Annotated in this window: 19 protein-coding genes, 1 tRNA gene and 3 pseudogenes; 5 read left to right on the top strand and 18 right to left on the bottom strand. The window is 71.2% G+C overall.

All coding sequences use genetic code 11. From position 1 onward, the window contains the following. Positions 1-51: 51 nt before the first annotated feature. Positions 52-600, top strand: a complete 549-nt coding sequence (locus tag OG242_RS00885; RefSeq protein WP_405901475.1) for a YciI family protein — start codon at positions 52-54, stop codon at positions 598-600. Positions 601-722: 122 nt separating this feature from the next. Here OG242_RS00885 and OG242_RS00880 read toward each other — a convergent pair whose 3' ends face one another. Then, on the bottom strand, positions 723-2,192 hold the full coding sequence (locus tag OG242_RS00880; RefSeq protein ID WP_405896271.1) for an MFS transporter: 1,470 nt from the start codon (positions 2,190-2,192) through the stop codon (positions 723-725). A gap of 157 nt (positions 2,193-2,349) precedes the next feature. On the opposite strand from OG242_RS00880, the gene OG242_RS00875 reads away from it, so the two are divergent. Further along, the gene (locus OG242_RS00875; RefSeq protein WP_405901474.1) at positions 2,350-2,997 is read left to right on the top strand and encodes a TetR/AcrR family transcriptional regulator; all 648 of its coding nucleotides are present in this window, start codon (positions 2,350-2,352) and stop codon (positions 2,995-2,997) included. Between the two features lie 19 nt (positions 2,998-3,016). On the opposite strand, the gene OG242_RS00870 is transcribed toward OG242_RS00875, so the two are convergent. The 5 genes and pseudogenes from OG242_RS00870 to OG242_RS00850 all read right to left on the bottom strand — a co-directional run bounded on the left by OG242_RS00870 (position 3,017) and on the right by OG242_RS00850 (position 5,653). Then, positions 3,017-3,271: a DUF6332 family protein gene (locus OG242_RS00870; protein ID WP_405896270.1), complete on the bottom strand. Its 255-nt coding sequence runs from the start codon at positions 3,269-3,271 to the stop codon at positions 3,017-3,019. 80 nt (positions 3,272-3,351) lie between these two features. Continuing rightward, positions 3,352-3,813, bottom strand: a complete 462-nt coding sequence (locus OG242_RS00865; RefSeq protein ID WP_405896269.1) for an iron chaperone — start codon at positions 3,811-3,813, stop codon at positions 3,352-3,354. A gap of 53 nt (positions 3,814-3,866) precedes the next feature. Then, a complete protein-coding gene (locus tag OG242_RS00860) occupies positions 3,867-4,535 on the bottom strand; it encodes a glyoxalase (RefSeq protein ID WP_405901473.1) in 669 nt (222 codons plus the stop codon). Next, positions 4,535-5,023 carry a helix-turn-helix transcriptional regulator gene (locus OG242_RS00855; protein ID WP_405896268.1) on the bottom strand — a complete coding sequence of 163 codons (489 nt, stop codon included), beginning with the start codon at positions 5,021-5,023 and terminating at the stop codon, positions 4,535-4,537. The genes OG242_RS00860 and OG242_RS00855 overlap by 1 nt, the downstream gene beginning before the upstream one ends. Before the next feature lie 76 nt (positions 5,024-5,099). Beyond that, positions 5,100-5,653: pseudogene (locus OG242_RS00850) on the bottom strand (CGNR zinc finger domain-containing protein). Between the two features lie 2 nt (positions 5,654-5,655). On the opposite strand from OG242_RS00850, the gene OG242_RS00845 reads away from it, so the two are divergent. Continuing rightward, positions 5,656-5,778, top strand: coding sequence for a hypothetical protein (locus OG242_RS00845; RefSeq protein WP_405896267.1), 123 nt, complete (start codon positions 5,656-5,658; stop codon positions 5,776-5,778). 75 nt (positions 5,779-5,853) lie between these two features. Here OG242_RS00845 and OG242_RS00840 read toward each other — a convergent pair whose 3' ends face one another. The 11 genes and pseudogenes from OG242_RS00840 to OG242_RS00790 form a co-directional block, all read right to left on the bottom strand. Next, complete coding sequence (locus OG242_RS00840; RefSeq protein ID WP_405896266.1) at positions 5,854-6,687, bottom strand: hypothetical protein; 834 nt, start codon at positions 6,685-6,687, stop codon at positions 5,854-5,856. Continuing rightward, positions 6,684-7,937: a glycosyltransferase family 4 protein gene (locus OG242_RS00835; protein ID WP_405896265.1), complete on the bottom strand. Its 1,254-nt coding sequence runs from the start codon at positions 7,935-7,937 to the stop codon at positions 6,684-6,686. Before OG242_RS00835 ends, OG242_RS00840 begins: the two co-directional genes overlap by 4 nt. 191 nt (positions 7,938-8,128) lie before the next feature. Beyond that, positions 8,129-9,196 (bottom strand): glycoside hydrolase family 43 protein, encoded by a 1,068-nt coding sequence (locus tag OG242_RS00830; RefSeq protein WP_405896264.1) that lies wholly within the window; start codon positions 9,194-9,196, stop codon positions 8,129-8,131. A gap of 119 nt (positions 9,197-9,315) precedes the next feature. Next, on the bottom strand, positions 9,316-10,146 hold the full coding sequence (locus tag OG242_RS00825; protein ID WP_405896263.1) for an ABC transporter ATP-binding protein: 831 nt from the start codon (positions 10,144-10,146) through the stop codon (positions 9,316-9,318). After that, positions 10,143-11,222 (bottom strand): FecCD family ABC transporter permease, encoded by a 1,080-nt coding sequence (locus OG242_RS00820; RefSeq protein WP_405896262.1) that lies wholly within the window; start codon positions 11,220-11,222, stop codon positions 10,143-10,145. The genes OG242_RS00825 and OG242_RS00820 overlap by 4 nt, the downstream gene beginning before the upstream one ends. Next, complete coding sequence (locus tag OG242_RS00815; protein WP_405896261.1) at positions 11,219-12,229, bottom strand: FecCD family ABC transporter permease; 1,011 nt, start codon at positions 12,227-12,229, stop codon at positions 11,219-11,221. Before OG242_RS00815 ends, OG242_RS00820 begins: the two co-directional genes overlap by 4 nt. A gap of 35 nt (positions 12,230-12,264) precedes the next feature. Next, positions 12,265-13,305, bottom strand: a complete 1,041-nt coding sequence (locus tag OG242_RS00810; RefSeq protein ID WP_405896260.1) for an ABC transporter substrate-binding protein — start codon at positions 13,303-13,305, stop codon at positions 12,265-12,267. Between the two features lie 114 nt (positions 13,306-13,419). Next, positions 13,420-14,142 carry a type 1 glutamine amidotransferase gene (locus OG242_RS00805; protein WP_405896259.1) on the bottom strand — a complete coding sequence of 241 codons (723 nt, stop codon included), beginning with the start codon at positions 14,140-14,142 and terminating at the stop codon, positions 13,420-13,422. 169 nt (positions 14,143-14,311) lie between these two features. Continuing rightward, positions 14,312-15,421, bottom strand: a pseudogene (locus tag OG242_RS00800) (hypothetical protein); the annotation flags it as partial. A gap of 3 nt (positions 15,422-15,424) precedes the next feature. Next, positions 15,425-15,493, bottom strand: a tRNA-Gln gene (locus OG242_RS00795). A 58-nt stretch (positions 15,494-15,551) separates the two neighbouring features. Then, positions 15,552-16,031: an MSMEG_6728 family protein gene (locus tag OG242_RS00790; protein WP_405896258.1), complete on the bottom strand. Its 480-nt coding sequence runs from the start codon at positions 16,029-16,031 to the stop codon at positions 15,552-15,554. Positions 16,032-16,192: 161 nt separating this feature from the next. Here OG242_RS00790 and OG242_RS00785 point away from each other — a divergent pair, with 161 nt between their 5' ends. After that, positions 16,193-16,792: a GPP34 family phosphoprotein gene (locus tag OG242_RS00785; RefSeq protein WP_405896257.1), complete on the top strand. Its 600-nt coding sequence runs from the start codon at positions 16,193-16,195 to the stop codon at positions 16,790-16,792. Positions 16,793-16,992: 200 nt separating this feature from the next. On the opposite strand, the pseudogene OG242_RS00780 reads toward OG242_RS00785, so the two are convergent. Further along, a pseudogene (locus tag OG242_RS00780) lies at positions 16,993-17,154 on the bottom strand (serine/threonine-protein phosphatase); the annotation flags it as partial. A 299-nt stretch (positions 17,155-17,453) separates the two neighbouring features. Here OG242_RS00780 and OG242_RS00775 point away from each other — a divergent pair. After that, on the top strand, positions 17,454-19,568 hold the full coding sequence (locus OG242_RS00775) for a cellulose binding domain-containing protein (protein ID WP_405896256.1): 2,115 nt from the start codon (positions 17,454-17,456) through the stop codon (positions 19,566-19,568). Positions 19,569-19,630 lie beyond the last annotated feature (62 nt).

Below are 19,630 nucleotides of genomic sequence, written 5' to 3'. Positions count from 1 at the left end.
CGGCCCAAAACCGGTTGAGCGCGCGCCGTCGACGAGGAAGGCTCTGTGCCCATGGAGTACTTCTGCTACCACCGGGACCGGCCGGGCTCCCGCGGCCTGCGCGAAGAGCTGCTGGAGCAGCACTGGTCCTACATGGACCGGTACGAGCAGGAGCTGATCGCCCGGGGGCCGACCTTCGCCGCCGACGGTGAGACGCCCACCGGAAGCGTGCACATCGTCGGCCTTCCCGATGCGGCCGCCGTCCGCGCGTTCGCCTTCGACGAGCCCAACTACCAGGCCGGCGCCTATCGGGACGTGCTGGTGCGCCGTTGGCGCAACGTGCTGGGCCGCACCATGTGGGAATACCCCGGAGACCCGCAGGACGGCAACCGCTACCTCGTGCTCGGCCTCGGCGAAGGCCCCGCCGCCGACCTCGGTCTGCCGGCCGACCGGGACGAGTTGATCGCGTACGGGCCGCTGCTTTCCGACGACGGCGGGAGCTGGCTCGGCACGGCCGTCCTGCTCAGGGCCGCGAGCCCGGACGCGGCACGGGCTGTGCTCACGGCGGACCGGTACGCGGACATCGAGGTCCACGACTGGGACTTCGGCGGCCGCCGATGAATCAGGGTTCGCCCGGCCGTTGACGTGGCCGGGCGAACTCCCGCTCCCTGAAAGCGCGTTCCGCCTGCTGCGCCCCCCGGCGACCGAGCCCGGGACCGACGGGCCCGTTGCCGGGGCGCGAGTCAGGCGGGTTCCTCGACGGGGTGTTCCTCCACGGAGTGGGAATCGGTGAGGCTCAGCGCGCCGCCGGCCGCGATCAGCCCGACGACGACGGCGAGCAGCGCGTAGGTGATCCGCTCGCCGTGGAAGAACGACGACACGAGGTCGCTGCTCCAGATGCCGGCGGGGAGCTGGGTGGTGACCAGCGCGGCGATCAGCGTGCCGACCACCGCGGTGCCGACGCTGGTGCCGACCTCCTGAGCGGTGTCGTTCAGAGCGGCAGCGATCGAGGTGCGGTTGCTCGGCATCGCGTCGACCAGGGCGACCGCGCAGATCGTCATCACGGTGCGCAGGCCCACGGTCATGAGCACCATGCACGCCGCGATGACCGCGTACCCGTGCTCGACGCCCCAGGAGAGGCCGGCCAGCGACCCCGCCAGACAGGCCGCGCCCACCAGGCAGGCGATGCGGTGACCGAACCGGCGGGCCAGCCACTCGGACAGGGGCGTGGCCATCAGCATCGTCACGATGATCGGCAGGTTGGCCAGACCGGCCCGTACCGGGCTCCACCCGTACGCGTACTGGAAGTGCAGGATCAGGCCGAACATCACACTGGCCATCGCGATGGACGTCCCGATCTGCGCGAGGGTGGCGCCGCGGACGGTGCCGTTGGAGAAGACACGCAGGTCGAGCATGGGCGCCGCGGTGCGCCGCTCGTGCCGGACGAACGCGAACCCGGCCGCGAGGGCGCCCACGATCGACGCCAGGGTGATCCCGGAGAGCCAGCCGTGCTCGACACCGCTGGTCAGCGAGTAGCAGGCGAGGCCGATGGCGGCGACGCTCAGGACGGCGCCCGGCACGTCGAGCCTGTCCTTGGTCAGGTCCTCCGGCCGGTCGGCCGGTACGCCGAGCCGGACGCCGATGCACGCGATCAGCGCGATCGGGGCGTTGACGAGCAGCAGCCACTCCCACCGCACGTGCGCCAGCGCCGTACCGCCCAGCAGCGGGCCCAGGACGAAGCCGGACATACCGACGATGATCATGACGGTCATCGCGCGCATCCGCAGCGCCTTGTCGTCGAACAGGCGGAAGACCAGCGAGTTCGTGATCGGCGCCATCGCCGCGGCGGCCACGCCGAGCGCGGCCCGCAGGGCGATGAGCTCGCCCGCCGTGCTGACGAGGGCGACGCACAGGCTGAGCGCACCGAACACGCCGAGCCCGATCAGCAGCACCCGGCGGCGCCCGAGCCGGTCCGCCATGGACCCGGCGGTGAGCAGAAGGCCACCGAACGTCAGCGAGTACGCCCCCGTGACCCACTGCAGCGCGGTCGTCCCGCTGCCGAGGTCGCGGCCGATGGTGGGCAGGGCGATCGACAGCAGCGTGTTGTCGACCATCTCGACGAAGAAGGCCAGGCACAGGGCGGCCAGGGGTATCCAGGCGGCTCGCAGGGAGGGATAGGCGCGAGGCCCGGTTCGGGGCGGGGCGGTGGTCATGGCGCGGTCCTTTCGATCGAACATCGTTCGGCTATCGAACGCCGTACGATGCGCTACGATAGAACAGCGTTCGATGAGATGCAAAGAGCGAGAGGAAGAGGCCATGGCACAGCAGCGGAGCCGCACCGACGGAGGGCGCCGACGGGCTTCGCACTCGATGGAGTCCGTGCTCACCGAGGCGGTGGCCCTGCTCGACGAGGCCGGCGCGTCCGCGCTGACGTTCCGCGCACTCGCCCAGCGGCTGGGCGGTGGTGTCGCCAGCATCTACTGGTACGTCGCGAGCAAGGACGAGCTGCTGGACCGCGCCACCGACCACGTGATGGGCGCGGTGTTTGCCGACATCGAGAAGTTCCCGCCCGGCGACGACCCCATCGACGACCTCCGCGCGATGGCGGTCACCCTGTTCGACGCAGTCGTGGAGCGGCCCTGGCTCGGCGCGTACTTCATGCGCAACACCGACGTCCAGAGCAATTCGCTGCGCCTGTACGAGAAGCTCGGCCAGCAGACGCTGCGCCTGAAGCTCGACGCGCGCCAGCGGTTCCACGCCGTGTCCGCGATCGTCGGCGTCGTCGTCGGCTCCGCCGTCGACATGGGCCAGGAACCGCCGCAGGAGATCCTCGCCGGTACCGTGGACCGCGACGAGTACCTGGGCCGCTTCGCACGCACCTGGCGCGAGCTCGACCCGGCGGACTTCCCCTTCGTGAACGAGATCGTCGACGAGTTCGACGGCCACGACGACGTCGACCAGTTCCGCTCCGCACTGGAGCTGACACTGACCGGGCTGCGGCTGCAGGCGGAGGCGTAACCCTCGGGGCTGTGCGCGGTCAGTGTCCCTTACGGCGCTGCGCGTCGAACCGGCGCAGCACCCGCACCACGCGCCACACGCCTGCCGCTGCTCCGAGCGCCGCACCGCAGGTCAGCGTGGTGTGCCGGGCCGGGCCGGAGACGCCGAGAGCGAGGACCAGGGCGGCGGCCACGGCGAACACCGCGGCGGCCAGCAGGCAGGCGGTGACGAGGGCGAACACGATCTCCACCGTCATCGCATCCTTCTCCCACCGCGACTCCCGCCCCATGTCCATGCGGCAAGTCTCCCATCGCGGCAAAGGCCCTAGCCCCGGCGCCGGTCCGGTGCTGGGCTGTGGCCGATGGCCGGCCCGGTTCAGCCCGCGGCCTTCTTGATCAGGGCGGTGATCCGCTCCTCGACGGCCGCGGTCATGCCCGTCAGGGCGTAGGCCGCCGGCCACATCGCGCCGTCGTCGAGCGCCGCCTGGTCGCTGAAGCCCAGCGTGGCGTACCGCGACTTGAACTTCTCCGCGCTCTGGAAGTGGCAGACGACCTTGCCGTCCCTGGCGTACGCCGGCATGCCGTACCAGAGCTTGGGCGCGAGCTGGGGAGCGGTTTCCTTGATGATCTTGTGGATGCGTTCGGCGAGGGCGCGGTCGCCGTCCTGCATCTCGGCGATCTTAGCGAGGACGTCCTGCTCCGCGGCGGCCTCCTTCTCCGCGCGGGAGGCGCCGCGCCGGGAGGCCGCCTTCTTCTCCTCGCTCGCGTGCTCCTTCATCGCGGCCCGCTCCTCGGCGCTGAATCCGCTGTAGTTCTCGGTGGACTTCGTGGATGCCATGACTGGGGTTCCTCTCGTACGGAAAAGGGCTGGGGCGGGGGAGCGGGGCCGGGTCAGGACGGGTCGGCGTCGGTGGCGGCCGTGGGCTCCCAGGCGAAACCGTCCGGGTCGGTGAACGGGTGGCCGGTGCTGCCGAGGACGATGTGGTGGGCGCGGCTGTCGTCGTCGTTGACGCCGAGGTCCTTGGCGAGGCCGCGGCGCTTGTACAGGGCGAGCTTGACGGTGTCCAAGTCGCCGGGAACGAACTCGGCGTACTTCCCGCCGAAGCTCTTGCCGACGGTGAGCCCCCGGTCGGCGTAGAACTGCTTGGTCGCCTTCACGTCCTGGACGCCGATCAGCAGGACGACCTCGTCGATCTCGCGGGTGGCGGGACCGGTGTCCTTCTTGGCCGAGGTCGCGATCTTCCAGATCGTCCCGTCCGGGGCCTGTACGACGCCGCCGTAGCCCCACAGCGACTTGACGGCCGGCTTCAGGGCGGTCGCGCCGGCGTCCACCGCACGGGCGAGGAACCCGTCGACGGTCGCGGGGCCGGACACGGTCAGCGCCAGCGTGAAGCCGCGGAATCCGGTGCCGTACGCCTCCTCGGAGCCCCGCAGGCGTACGTACGTGTCCACGCCGAAGGCGCTGTAGAAGCGGCGGGCCGCCTCGATGTCGGCCACCTGGAGGGTGACGGAGGAGAGGGAGGTCGTGGCCTTGGTGGCGGTGTTGGTTTCCATGAACATCACGCTAGAGGCCGTCCTGGTGCCGGGGCTTCTTGATTCCTGACCGCTCTCGCCACCCGCTGCGCCACGCAGGCCGGCATGCCCTCGATTCCGGTCCCCGCCGCGTCCGACGCGAGGCCGCGGAAGCTCTCGGGCGTCAGGCCCGCCAGCTCGGCGAAACGGGTGACGAAGATCCCCGGCGTCGCACAGCCGACCGCGGAGCAGACGGCGTCGACGCCGAGATCGCCGCGCAGCAGCAGCGTCGCACGGTCCATACGTCGTGCGGTCAGATAGGCGTACGGAGACTGCCCGTAGGTGGCCCGGAAGGCCCGGCTGAGCAGGCCGGCGGGCATGTTCGCCCCGCGTGCGAGCGCCGCCACGTCCAGCGGCTCGGCGTACTCCCGGTCGATACGGTCGCGTATGCGGCGCAGCCGCTTCACGTCGGTCAGGCGTTGGGGCTCGACGGGCGTGGGCCCCGGCACGGCACTTCGTGTGCGTGAGATGTCCATGTCGAGCAGGCTAGGTACGCCCTGGTGGCCCGTGCTTCTCGATTCCTGACGGACCAGGCCGTGCCCGCCGCCCTTGTCAGGCGGTCTGCCGCTTCCGGGAGGCATAGGTGCGGGACTTGTTGCGGTTGCCGCAGACCCTCATGGAGCACCAGCGGCGGCTGCGGTTCTTCGAGACGTCCCAGAACGCCCATGCGCAGGTGTGTTCCGCGCAGCGCTTGAGCCGGGTCGCGTCGCAGGTGGTGGTCAGCTCGTTCCAGGCGATCGCCAGCACGGTCAGGGGCCGGCGCTCCGGAGCCGGTCCCGGGGCGGTGGCGAGCGGGCCGCGTGCCGTGATCAGTACGGGATGCGCGGCGAGCACCCGGTCCGCAGCAGCGAGCAGCGAGCAGCGAGCAGCGCGGGGTCGGGGGTGTCGCCCACATGCGTGCCCAGCTCCTCCCGGAGCCCCGCACGAAGGTCGAGGTAGTCCGCGTGGACGTCCGCGGCGATCTCGGCCGGCTCGTCGAACAGGCCGCGGCCCACGAGCCAGGCGGACAGTCCGGCGGGGGTGGCGATCTCGTCGCTCGCTTCTTCCACGTCGACCGTGTTGACGAAGGCTTCGACCAGGACGGCCGAGGCCGGCGGCTCCAGCATGCGTGTCGCCCGTCATAGGCATCTCGTACGCCGTTGCCGCCCTCGCCCTGCTCCTCCTCGTGGGCCGATTCCGCCCGGCCGCCCCGGCCCCGGACGCGGTCATCTGGCCGGCCACCGGTCTGTGACCCTCTCGTACTCGGCTTCGCCCTGTGCGGGCCCGGCGACGTCAGTCGTTATGGCGCCGCCGGGGCGCTGCGCGGTCAGCGCGGGTGCTGCGGTGTGACCTGCACGGAGAGGTCGTTGTCCAGGGTGTAGTACGGGCGTGCCGCCACGCCGGCGAGCGTGGTGGACGGGTAGACGAAGACCTGTTTGCGGTCCGCGATGTCGTCCAGCAGGCGGGCGACCCGGACGCGCGGCGCCTCGGTGAACGGGCGGACGTACACGTCCCAGACCACCGGCGTCTCACCGACTGCCGCAACGAGGGGTTTGTAGTCGACGGTGAACGAGAAGTCCTCGTCCCCCTCGGCCCGGAGCGGGACCTGCGCCTCCGCAGCGCCCCGTCCGCGCCGGTTCAGCGACACCGTCGCGCCTTCACCCAGCCGGGCGCCGAACAGCCGAGCCGTCACGGTGACCGAGTCACCCGCGACGACGATCCGGCCGGCCTCCGCGTGTGCGGTGCGGCACCAGGCCCGTACGGCCAGCCGGCCGTCCTTCGTGGCGTACGGGATCCGGACCGCCAACGGCATGCGTACGTCGTCCCCGCCGCCGGACACCAGGGTGCGCACATCGCGCAGGCCCGGCAGCAGCGGCACGCGATCCTCCCCCGGCGCGCCCACGACGTACGCGTCCCAGCGGCCCTCCTCCAGCGGCGGGGCCGCCTCCAGTACGGCCTGCCACCGATCCTGTCCCGCCGGCTCCAGCGCGAGGCTGCGGCTGATCTCTTCCGGCTTCCCCTTCTTCGGGCGCAGTTGGAGCAGCAGGTGCGGCCGTGCCGAGGCGGGCAGGGGCGAGCGAACGCGTATGAGCAGACGCCCGTCCTCCCGCACCGTCACCGCTCCGTACGACTTCTCGTCGTCGCTGCCCGTGCCGCTCATCGTCGCGCCTTCCGTGCGGCCCTCACGACACTGCCCGCCGCGATGAGCATGGTGTCCCTGGCCGCGTACCCGCTGCTCACCAGGGCGCGGTCCCTCCCGGCCACCGCTCTGCCGTCCCTCCGGGCCGCCAGCAGCTCCTCGAACAGCAGCTCGGCCTGAGCCACGATGCGGGTGGGGTCGTAACGCCTGGCGTTCTCCAGCGCGTTGTGTGCCATGCGCCGGCGCAACTCGTCATCGCCGACGATCTCCAGCAGGGCGCCGGACAGCGTCTCCCGGTTGCCGACGGGGACCAGCCGGCCGTCCTCGCCGTCGGTGATGATCTCGCCGGGACCGTACGCACAATCAGTGCTCACGACCGGCAGCCCGCAGCGCATCGCCTCGACGATGGTCATGCCGAAAGGCTCGTAGTCGGAGGTGACGGCCCCGATCGAACCCTTCACCCACTCGGCCTCCATCGGGGTCACCGCGCCCATGAGGAAGACGTTGTTGTACAGCCCGAGCCGGTCGATGAGCGCGCGCAGCCGCTCCCGCTCCTCGCCCCTGCCGTAAATGCGCAACGTCCAGTCGGGATACGCCGCGGCGACCGCGGCGAACGCCTCGATCAGCACGTCGAACCGCTTCATCCGCGCCAATCGGCCGGCGGCGACCACGATGCGCCCGCGGCCGTCCGCCGGCGCGAGGGCAGGGGCGGGGACGCTGTTGGGCAGTGCCTGCAGACGTACGCCCGGCAGTCGCATCTTGCGCCGGTAGACGGCGGTGTCGGCCTCTGTGACGGGGGTGATCGCGTCGAGGCGCGGATACGCCCTGCGCAGCGCTTTACGCAGCCGCGGGGGGTGGTGGTCGAGCGTCAGATGTTCCTGGCCGACGCGCACCGTCCGCGCGGGAGCCTGGAGCGCCAAGTGGACATTGAGACCGGGGCGCGTGCCCACGACGACATCGGCGTCGAGGGACGCCAGCGCTTCGCCGATACGCTCATCGGTGAGCGCGCTGTACTCCCCGTATCGGTACTCGGACGAGGGAAAGATCCTCGCCGGTATCAGGTGCCGCGGGTCGTCCTTCTCGTGCCGCAGATCCACCAAGTGGCGCAGTCGCACGCGCGGATCGAGTGCCATGCTCGGCCGCTCCCGGCTCCGTAGCACGGAAATGATCTCCACATCGTGCCGATCGGCCAGGGCTCCGGCCAAGTTGAACGTGGTGGTGATGGTCCCTCCGATCCCGTATGCGTTGTGGATGAGGAATGAGATTCTCATGCACTACAGGACGGTTGACACCTAGGGGAGGTTGCCCGCCGGGCCTTGCGATCGGCCGACGCGCTGATCCGCGAGGAGGCAGCCGTCGGTATCGGCGAGAGCGGGATCATGGTGCCGGTCACGGCCGTGGCCTGACACCTGCCTCGACGCAGCACATCTCGACGCGGTTGCAAAGCCGGAGTGACACCGTGTCACTCGAAGAACTTCAGGCTCCACCCCGTATCGGTGTTCGCGCCGGGGACGTTGGCGCGGCTGTAGGTGGTGTTGCCCCACCAGCAGAAGGAGCCGGTGTACCAGGAGCGGTTCTCCCAGCTGTACGGGGTTCCCTTGGGGACCCCGTGGTACATCAGGGGGAACGTGGGCCCGGCCGGCGGGCTGGTGGCGATGTCACCGTCGAGCAGTACGAAGGTGTGGTGTCCGGGGCCGTTCACGTACAGGGTGGGGTCCCAACCAGCCATCATCGTCGCGCGGTTGGAGCCGAACAGGCAGCCGTTGGACTTGTACCAGTCCCATACGTAGGTCGGGTCACCGCCCGCCCTCAGCCGCAGTTCCGCGACGCAGTACTGATCGCTCCAGCTGCCGTTGGCGGAGTACGTGATGTGCAGCTGTCCGTTCGGGTCCTTGATCGCTTCGGGGCCCTCGTTGATGAAGGGGTTGCCGACGACGCGCTCCCAGCTCTCCCTCGGCTGGGAGATGACGTGCCGCCCGCCGGTGGGGGTGGTCGGGTCGCTCATCCGGGCGATGTAGAGGTTCTGCTCCACGTTGGTGGTGCCGGCCCAGCCCGACCAGACGAACCAGCGTTGGCCGTTGAAGGTGAACAGGGTGCCGTCGATCGCCCACTTGTCGTCGGGCAGGGCGAGCTTCGTCGCCGCGCCGTACCCGCCGTCCGGGGTGGCGGAGCTGATCACGTACATTCGGTGCGCCGCCCCGCGGCCGGCCGAGAAGTAGATGTAGTAGCGGCCCCCGTCCCGCACGATCTCCGGAGCCCAGACCTCGCCCAGGTTCCCCGTGTCCGACCACACCTGCCGGGCCGCGGCCGACGCCAGGCCGCCGGTGGAGGACGCCTGCCGGACGTTGATGCCGGCGCCGCTCGACTGGACCGAGATATACGTCCCGCCGACGCGCAGCACGCTGGGGTCGGCGCCGCGGATGCCCGTCTGCCCGGCCTGCGCCGACGGGGCCGTCATCAGCGACATCGTGAGGGCCAGCAGTGCGGACAGCGCGAAGGCCGTGATGCCGGACGTACGAGGAAGTCTCATGGTTCCTCTTTCCCGTGTGGGGTCGGGGTCGGGCTGACATTCCTGACCCTATCCAGAAAACGGCGTGGGCATGTCAATTCGACGTGCCCTTCCTGGGTGCCCCCCACGAACGCCCCCAGTCAGTGCGCGGCAGTCTTCTCCGCCGCAGACGGCTGCCGGCTGTACCCCGGCACGACGAGCCGGCCACCCGTGATGGGATCCGGGATGATGACGGACGACAGCCCGAACACCTCCTGGACCAGCTCCGTGGTGACGACCTCGTCCGGCGCCCCCTGCGCGACGATGCGCCCGTCCTTCATCGCGACGAGGTGATCGGCGTACCGGACGGCCTGGTTGAGGTCGTGGAGCACCGCGACGACGGTGCGGCCGCGCTCCAGGTTGAGACGGCGTACAAGGTCGAGCACCTCCACCTGATGGGCGACGTCCAAGTACGTCGTGGGCTCGTCGAGCAGCAGGAGTTCGGTGTCCTGCGCGAGGGCCATGGCGATCCACACGCGCTGGCGCTGCCCGCCGGAGAGCTCGTCCACCAGGCGGTCGGCGAGGGCGGCCGTGTTCGTACGTTCCAGGGCCTCGCCCACGGCCTGCTCGTCGGCCTCCGACCACTGCTGCCACCACTTCTGGTGCGGCTGGCGGCCGCGGGCGACGAGATCGGCGACGGTGATGCCGTCCGGCGGCGTGGGGGACTGCGGCAGCACACCGACGATCCGCGCGATCTCCTTGGCGGGGAGACCGGCCAGTTCGGCGCCGTCCAGCAGCACCGCACCGCGCCGCGGCTTGAGGAGGCGGCCGAGCGCCCGCAGGAGCGTCGACTTTCCGCAGGCGTTGGGCCCGACGACGATGGTCACCTTGTCGTCGGGTATCTCCAGGTCCAGGCCCGCGACGACGGTGCGGTCCTCGTAGGCGAGGGTGAGATCGTGCGCCGAGAGTCGGCTGGCGGACGGACGGCTCATGACGGGATGCCTCCGGAACGGCTGCGGGTACGGACGATGAGCCACATCAGGTACGGCGCGCCCACCACGGCGGTGAGGACACCGGTCGGCAGCTCGATCGGGGAGAACAGGCGGCGGGCCAGCAGGTCCGCGACCACGACGATCAGCGCCCCGGCCAGCGCCGACGACAGCAGCGGGGTCTGGGCCGTGCGGGTGAGCCGGCGCGCGATCTGCGGGGCGAGCAGCGCGACGAAGTCGACCGGCCCCACCGCGCCGGTGGCCACCGACGCCAGGACGACCCCGAGAGCGGTCAGCCCGAGCCGGACCCGGCCCAGCCGGACGCCGAGCGCGGTCGCGGTGTCGTCGTCGAATGAGGCCCCGCGCTGTGCACGCGCCGCCCACAGGGCCGCCGGCAGGCCGATCAGGAGTACGAGGGCGAGGGGGCCCGCCTCCTCGTAACCGCGGCTGTTGAGCGAGCCGGTCAGCCAGACCTTGGCCTGCTGGGCCACCAGATAGTCGCCCTTGGTCAGCAGCAGCTGGGTCAGCGAGCCGAGCGCGACCGACACACCGATGCCGACCAGCACGAAGCGGGAGGAGTGCAGCCCGCCCCGCCACGCGAACACGTACACGAGCAGGGCCGCCGCCAGGCCACCGGCGACAGAGACATACGGCAGCGCGTCGGCGGCCACGGCGTTGAAACTCAGCGCGGCCACCGTGGCCGCACCCGCCCCGTGCGTGACGCCGATGACGTCGGGGCTGGCCAGCGGGTTACGGGCGACGGTCTGCACCAGCGCCCCCGCGACACCGAATGCGGCCCCCGCGAGGAGCCCCACGACCAGACGCGGCAACCGCAGCGTGCCCACGACGAGTTCGTCGGGGCTGGGGCGGCCGAGCAGGACGCGTACGACCTCCGACGGCGCCACGAACGACTCACCGACGCACAGGTACGCCACGACCGCGCACACCAGCAGCACCGCGAGCACCAGGGCGACGACGGCCGCCCGGCGGTGTACGAGGAAACTCGCGCGTCCGCGCCGCAGCACGGCATGCCCGCCGGGGCGCGGACGGGGGGCGACGGTGGCTTCCAGGTTGCTCACGCGGCCACCACCTTCCGGCGCCGGACCAGCGCGATCAGGAACGGCACACCGATCAGCGCGGTCATGACGGCCACCGGCACCTCCGAAGGCGGAAAGAGAACGCGCCCCAGTACATCCGAGCCGAGGATCATCACCGGACCCAGCATGGCCGCCAGTGGCAGCACCCAGCGGTGTGCCGTGCCCACCAGCGCACGCGCGATGTGCGGGACGGCGAGACCGGTGAACGCGATCGGCCCCACCGAGGCCACGGCCGCCCCGGTGAGCACGGTCGCACCGAGCGCACCGAGGGCCCGCAGCCGTCCGACGTTGTTGCCGAGATTGCGCGCGGCGTCGTCGCCCAGCGCGAGCGCGTCCAGTCCCCGGGCGATCACCGCGACCAGGATCATCCCGACGACCACGAACGGCCATACCTGGCCGATCACTTCGCCGTCGCGCCCACTGATCGAGCCGACCTGCCAGAACCGGAACTCGTCGAGAGCACGCGCGTCGGTCGTGGCGATCCCGGATACGAGCGAGGCGAGGAACGCGTTCATCGCGGCCCCCGCCAGGGCGAGTTTGACCGGCGAAGCACCACCGCGTCCGCCGCTGGCGACCGCGTACACACCCACCCCGGCCAGTGCGGCACCGGCGAACGCGAACCACACGTAGCCGTTCAGCGAGTGCACCCCGAAGAACGCGATCGCGGTCACCACGCCGACCGAGGCGCCCTGGCTCACGCCGAGGATGCCCGGCTCCGCGATGGGGTTGCGGGTGATCCCCTGCATGACCGTTCCCGCGAGGGCGAGCGCGGCGCCCGCGAGCACGCCGACCACCGTCCGGGGTACCCGCAGCGCGCGTACCACCTGGGCGTCTTCGCTGCCGCCGTCGTGGAACAGGGCCTGCAGCGCATCGCCCGGCGCGACCTGGCGGCTGCCGACCATGAGGCTCAGGAGGACGGCGGCCAGCAGCATCGCCGCGCCGGCCAGCAGCCAGCCCGCCCGCCGACGGGTGAGGTTGGGTGGCGACATGCGCCGGGCTCACTCTCTCTTCTCGGTCCGCGGCCTCAGGCCGTCAGGTACTTCTCAAGGTCGTCGAGCACCACGTCGGCGGCGGTGACACCGAGTCCCAGGTACCAGGTCTCGTCCGGCACGTCGTAGGCGTGGCCGTCCTTGACCGCCTTCAGGTTCTTCCACAGCGGGTTGGCCTGGGCCTTGCTCTTGTCCGTGGCCTTCACGTCGCCGTAGACGCCCGTGAAGACGTAGTCGGCGTCGGCCTGGTCGATGTTCTCGGCGCTGACCTCGGCGGCCAGGTCCGCGATGTCCTGGTTCTTCGGGCGCGGGATGCCGACGTCCTTGAGGATGGTGCCGATGAAGGAGTCGTTGGCGTAGAGCCGGATCAGACCGTCGGGCAGGTAGCGGACCATCGACACGGTCGGCTTGTCCGCGCCCAGCTTGTCCCCGAGGGCCTTCGTCTTCTTCTTGTACGCGGCGAGGTTCGCCTCGGCCTGCGCCGTCCTGTCCAGCGCGGCGGCGTTGAGGAGGTAGTTCTCCTTCCAGGTGAAGCCGGGCCGGATGGAGAAGACGGTGGGCGCGATCTGCGACAGCTCGTCGTAGGAGTTGGCGGCGCGCAGCTGGCTGCCCAGGATCAGATCGGGCTTGAGCGCGGCGATCGCCTCCAGGTTGAGGCTGTTGATCGTGCCGATGTTCTTCGGCGTGCCCGCGTCCTTCTTGAGGTACGACGGCAGCTCCGGCGAGCCCTCGGTCGGCGCGAGACCGACCGGCTTCACACCGAGCGACACAACGTTGTCGAGCTCACCGACGTCGAGCACGACCACGCGCTTCGGCTGTTCCTTGATCTCGGTGCTGCCCATGGCGTGCTTGACCGTACGGGGCCACTGGCCGGGCTTCGCGTCCGTGCCGAGGGCCGCGGTCTTCGCGGCCGCGTCGCCGAAGTCCTTGCCGCCCTTGGCGACCGACTTGGAGTCCTTCGACCCCTGGGAGGACGAGCCGCCGTCCTTCCCGGAGTCGGCGCCGCACGCTGCCAGTGACAGCGCGGCAGCGACGGCGAGGGCGACTGCGGCTGTACCACGGCGCCGATATGACATGAGCGTGCTCCTAGTGTGTTCAGCCTCAAAAGATTAGGCGAGCCTCACCTTATGCCCACGTTATCCATGGGATGTACACGGGGTAAGAGCGCAAGAAGGCGTGGAGTTCACCGACTACCGCTGACGCGCCCGCCCCGCTGAACGGCACACGCCCGCGAACCGTTCAGCGAAGACGGACCAGGCCGCGACAGAGGAATCCTCGTCGGCCACGGCCCGCGCCTGCAGCCGGTCCCGGTCGACGCCCCGGGCGGCCAGCCAAGTCCGGTCCCACGCACTGATGTTCCGGGCTTCCGCTTCGGGGTGGAACTGCACGCCCCAGGCCCGTTCGCCCACCCTGAAGGCCTGGTACGGGCAGCTGTCACTGGAAGCGAGCCAGACCGCCCCCGCCGGAAGCCGCGTGATGGCGTCGACGTGCCGCTCGATCGCGGGGACCGCCTCACCCAGGCCCGCGAGGAGGGGGTCGTCCACCGCCTCGGGGCGCAGCCGGATGATCGTGCTGCCGAACTCGGGCTCCCCGTACGACGCACGCACCGTCCCGCCCGCCACCTGGGCGAGCATCTGCCCGCCCAGGCAGATCCCCAGCATCGGTGTGCCGTCCGCCAGCGCCTGCGCCACCAGGCGACGGGTGGCGGCGAGCCAGGGCGCGCGTTCGTCGTCGTCGGGAAGGAAACCGCCGCCGAGCACGATCAGCGGCCGGCCCCCGAGAACGGCGGGCAGCTCCTCACCGTCGTACGGCCGCAGCACCCGCGGCTCGAGTCCCGCCGCGCCCAACCACGCACCGAGCCGACCGGGGCCCCCGTACGACGTGTTCTGCACGACCAGGACGGACACGGACATCGACCTCCCCATACACTCGGCGAACTCTAACGAACGCTGTCACGGGAGCAGCGGCCGAAGGACGCGTGTGGTGGGCTGCCGCTGCCCGGTTCCTCGCCGAACACCGGCATCTCGGACAAGTCGCGCACGGGATCGCGGGAATCACCGCATCCAGTGCCGTTCGGTCGTCCAGGAGCGCGGTGACATCAGTGATTCCGCCATCCTGAGGGAGCACGGCGAGCCGGCCCAGTATCAGCTGGGACAGAGCGTAGTGGGAAGGGCGCGCCGCCTGGTCGGCCTGACCTCGGCGCAAGGCCCCGTGCGCATCCGACCCCGGCAGCCCCCGGCGTCGCACCATGGACCGCACGGCGTGCCGCAGCAGACCGAGTCGGCGTACCTCCAACGGCCGCCCGGCGACGACCTCTTCCAGCGCCCCGCGCAGAATGCCGAGGTTCTCCTTGGGCTTACGGTGCTTGCTGCACAGGGTGTGCTGCGCCGCGAGCACCCGATACCGGCCGAGCAGGGCCTCGCACCGCGCCAGCCAGTCGGCGTCCGGGGCCACCTCCAGGGCCTGACCGGCCCGCGCCGTCCGCAGCCAGTGGACGAGCAGTTCGTCACCGAACGGCTGCCACACGGCCAGCGCCTCACGCTGGGCTTCGACGGCCGCGTTGGGCCGCCGTCGCACCAAGGTGCCGACGGCGTCGGAGACGGTACGGCGGTGGACCGCCGCACCGGCGGCCGACGCGGGGGCGTCGGCCGGGCGGGGCAGGAAACGCAGCCGGCCGGCGAGCGGCTCCAACTCCGCCACGAGGTCGGCCGCCGCGCCGCTCGCCCCGTGGCGCACCAGCCAGGCCACGGTGAGCAGCGCGGCCTCCTCGGGCACCCCGATCTCGTACCCGCCGCTGTCCAGCAGAGCCCACAGCCAGGCGAGCCCCGGCTCGGTGAGGCAGTACGCGAACAGCGCGCGCCGCTCGGCCGGGACGCCGAAACTCCGTGCGGCGTCGGTCTCGTGGGCCTGCAGCGGGCCACCGGCGCTCACGGCCCCGGTGGAGAAACCGCCCCGCATCACCTTGGGGGTCACCCAGGCCGGGATCCCGGTCACGGGCGTACGCGAGCCGACCGTCACCCGGCCCGCGGTCATGGCCGCCAGTACCTCCCGCCACCGCTGCCCACGTACCTCGGCGCGTTGCCGGGTGCCGGCTTCCTCGTGGGTCAGCGCCGTCACGAAGGCCTGGGCAAGCAGGCTTTCCGGGTAGGAGGTGGCCACGGCGAGGGGCTGCTGCTCAGCGTCGTCATTCATAAGCCGACGTGGCAGGTTCCGCCCCTGCGCCCGGGTCCAGAGCCCGGCGCTCTGCTGCTGAGCTACACGTCGTCGGGCGTAGACGTTAGACGCCGTGGTGATCACTCCACAACCGACTTTTGAGTGACGCTCACCCCGGCTCCGACGGGCGGTCCGACGCCGGCCATACGTAGGGCAGGTCGTCCGGCACACGAGGGAACCGGTCGCGGTAGTACTCCGGGTCCTTGCGGAGCAGTGCCGACTGGTGGCTGCGGTGGAAGTCGGACGTGCCGAGCCACGGTGGAAGATCGCCCTCCTGGCCGAGCTGGGCCTGGGAGCGGACTGCCGCGGCGGCCGGGTGGGCCGCCCGCAAGTCCCGCACGAGAGTGACGGCGCAGGTATCGGCGCGCCCGTCGGCCGTCCAGACCGCGCAGACGTCCAGCCCGTACCGGACCAGCGCCTCCTCGTACCCCGCCCACATGCGGACCGCCGGATGCCTGCGCCACCCGTAACCCGGCACGGTCAGCCCGCGCAACACCTGCACGGCCTCCACCCGCTGCTTGCCGAGCCGCCTGGGGTCCAGGACGACAGCCGACTCGGTGAAGTCCGGAAAGGGGAGAAAAGTCTGCATGAATCCTGTCTACCTGTACGGGTGCCTCATCGCTTTCCGTACGGGGTGACGTGTCCGCTGCGAAGCCGGCTCGCGGCGCCCCGGGCGGGCGATACTGATCGTGGGAGCCGGACCGGCCAGTGGCAGCTGACCGTCGTCGATGTTGCAGAGGAGGGCCGTTCATGACCACGGCGAAAGACCTGTTCATCATCGCCATGGACCCGGCGCATTCCGTGGGGCAGGGCGACCTGTCGCTCGCCCTGGCGGGCGCCGAGCTGATCGATCTCGTCGGAGCGGGCGCCGTCGTCGTGGACGGCGACCGCATCGTGCCGGGGGAGCCCGCGACACCGGACGACCGGCTCACGCGGGCCGCCGCCGACGGACTCGTCCGGGAGACGCCGTACGAGCGGATCGAGGACTGGCTCTGGCGCCGGGGCGAGGATCTCGCGGCCACGTACCAGGCGGCCCTGGAAGAGGCCGGTGAGCTGACGCGGAAGCGGACCGGCCGGCTGTCCTTTGGACCGGACCGCGTGCAGCCGGCGGACACGCCCGCTCGAACCCGCGCGGCCGGCCGCTGGAAGGAGAACGAACCCGTCCTCACCGCCCTGGCCTCGGCCGTGGGCGTCGGGGACGGACGGGCCGACGAGGAGCCCGGCTTCGACGACGAGACGGTGACGACTGTGGTGGCCGCCGTCCACGACTCGCTGATGGAGCTGGAGGCTGTACGCCAAAGGCGCACGATCGAGAACGCGGCCTTCGCCAATGTCTGGCGAGGCCCGTGAGCCGAGGTGGTGGGGCCACCACGCCAGAGGGGCGTCGAGCGCGAGGTGCTGGATGAGCCCCAGGCGGTTCCACCGGGACGGCAGCACTGGGGTCACCCCGCCCCGCCGTGGTGGAGACGCGCGGCGCACATGATCAGGTAGCGCTGCTCCGGGACGCTGGTGGTGCGGGCGGCGGCGGCCCGGTAGTGCTCGACGGCCGCCGATGGCGTGATCGCCGGAGCCGCGACGAGCAGGGGGCCCAGATGAATGCCGGGCGGTGCGAGCACGTCGATCAGGAAGACGGCGACGATCCAGCCGATGGGGATGGCGAGCATGGCCCTCCCTCGCAGCGGCTTACGGATCTTCTCGGCGTGCTGCGGCATGCTTCCTCCCTACACCGCGCACGCGCGGCTCGCACCGCCAGTGGCCGGCCGGCGGCGTGTCCCTCTCCCCGGCGAGGTCTGCGGCGTTACCGGGCGTTGACAGGGGGCCACACCCCTCTCATTATGGGAGCGCTCCCACGCGTGCGGATCAACGTCCCGCGCGAGCACCACCGCTCCGCCCGCACCTCGTCGTCGGTGCCGCCGACGTGTAACGCCTCGTCGCCGCAGCGGACTTCGCCTGTCCGGCGGCACGTACCCGCACTCCGCCCGTGCCGCCGAGATCCCAGGGAGGATCACCCATGGCGCCCTCGCACAGACCCCCACAGGGCTTCCGCCCCCTCGCACGCGCCGCCGCCGTCCTGGCTGCCTCGCTGGCCCTGCTGACCTCGCTGACCGGCGTGGCTCCCGCCGCACCGACGGCGACGGACGGCGCCGACGTCGACGTACGGGTGAACGCCCAGGCGGCGCTGGGCACGCTGACCGGCGCGGCCCGGGGCGTCAACACCGCCATCTGGGACTCGCACATGAACGATCCCGAAGTGGCGGACCTGATGAAGGCGGCCGATGTGGGAGTGATGCGCTACCCGGGAGGTTCGTACGCGGACATCTACCACTGGGAGACCCACACGGCACCCGGCGGATACGTCGCCCCGGGCACCGGCTTCGACGCGTTCATGGGCACCGTCCGCGCGGCCGGGGCGCAGCCCATCCTCATCGCGAACTACGGCTCCGGCACACCGGAGGAGGCGGCCGGCTGGGTCAGGTACGCGAACGTCACCAAGGACTACGGCGCGAAGTACTGGGAGATCGGCAACGAGATCTACGGCAACGGCCACTACGGCAGCGGCTGGGAGAACGACGAGCACGAGGACAAGAGCCCCCAGGAGTACGCGCGCGAGGTGCGTGCCTACGCGGAGGCGATGAAGGCCGTCGACCCCACCGTCAAGATCGGCGCGGTCCTCACCAGCCCGGGGGAGTGGCCGGACGGCGTCGTCGGCACCGGCGATTCCGGCGACTGGAACCACACTGTGCTTCCGGCGGTGGCGGACGTCATCGACTTCGTGAGCGTCCACTGGTACGCGGGAGGATCGGACACCACCGCCGACGACGCCCTTAACAGGCTGGGCAAGCTGCCGGGCGAGCTCCGGGAGGTGCGCAACCAGATCGACCGGGTCGCAGGCGCGCACGCACCGGACATCGAGATCGCCCTCACCGAGATCAACACCAACACCGGCGGAGCCCGGCTCACGGCGCGTCCCAACGGGCTGTTCGCGGCCGACGCGTTCATGACGGCGCTGGAGAACGGCGTGTTCAACGTCGACTGGTGGAACACCCACAACGGCGCCGGCGAGATCACGACCGTCGACGGTGAGACCGACTTCGGCGACATGGGCATGCTGTCCAGCGGAGCCTGCACCGGTGACGTCTGCGAGCCGGCGCCCAACACGCCGTTCCCTCCCTACTACGGGATGAAGATGACCAGCGAACTGGGCACGGCGGGCGACACCATGGTCGCCGCCGAGTCCTCGGCGCAGGAGGTGTCGGCGCACGCCGTGCTCCGCGACGACGGGCGGCTGAGCGTCATGCTTGTCAACAAGGACCCGGACAGCGCGCGGACCGTCGCCCTCGACTACGCGGGCTTCACCCCCTCCGCCAGCGCTCCGCAGGTCATCCGCTACGCGCGGGGTGACAGCGACATCACCGAGGTCACCGACGGCGAGGCGTCCGCGTCGCAGGTCACCGTGGACCCGTACGCCCTGCTCACCGTGACCCTCGAACCGAAGGCCGGCACCGGTCCGGCCGCTTCCGCCGCGGGCACCCCGGGCACCCCGCGCCTGGAAGCGGTCACCGACACCACCGCGGGCCTGTCCTGGAAGGCGGCGACGGGCGCGACCCGCTACCTCGTCCAGGAGCGCGACGGCGCGCACACCCGCCTCATCGGCGAGGCCACCGGCACGTCCGTGACCCTGCGCAACCTGCCGCCGGGCAGCACCCACACGGTCAACGTGCTGGCGGCGGACTCCTCGGGACGGATCTCAGGACCGTCCTCGCCCCTGACCTTCAGCACCGGGACCCCGACGGACGCGGCCTGCTCGGTGACGTACCACCGGGACACGAGCTGGGGCAACGGCTTCGTGACCACCGTGACCGTCACCAACCTCTCCGACACCCCGATCACCGGCTGGACGGTGGACTGGGACTGGCCGACCTCGGGCCAGTCGGTGTCCTCCGGCTGGAACGCCTCGTTCGACCAGACCGGAACCCATGTACGGGTGACCGCTCCGGAGGGCGCGGGACCGCTGGCCCCGGGCGGCGGCTCGACGGCCTCCTTCGGCTTCGTCGGTGCCAACGACGGACCCAATCCCGACCCGGCCGCCTTCCGTCTGAACGGCACGGTCTGCTCCGGCGGCTGACAGACCGACGCACGGGGCACGGCCCCGGCCCGCTTGCGGGCCGGGGCCGTGTGCGTCACCCG

The organism is Streptomyces sp. NBC_00727 (genome assembly GCF_045161745.1).
GTDB lineage: Bacteria > Actinomycetota > Actinomycetes > Streptomycetales > Streptomycetaceae > Streptomyces.
Note: the sequence above shows the minus strand (reverse complement) of the source record. Positions and strands in the feature narration are given on the sequence as shown.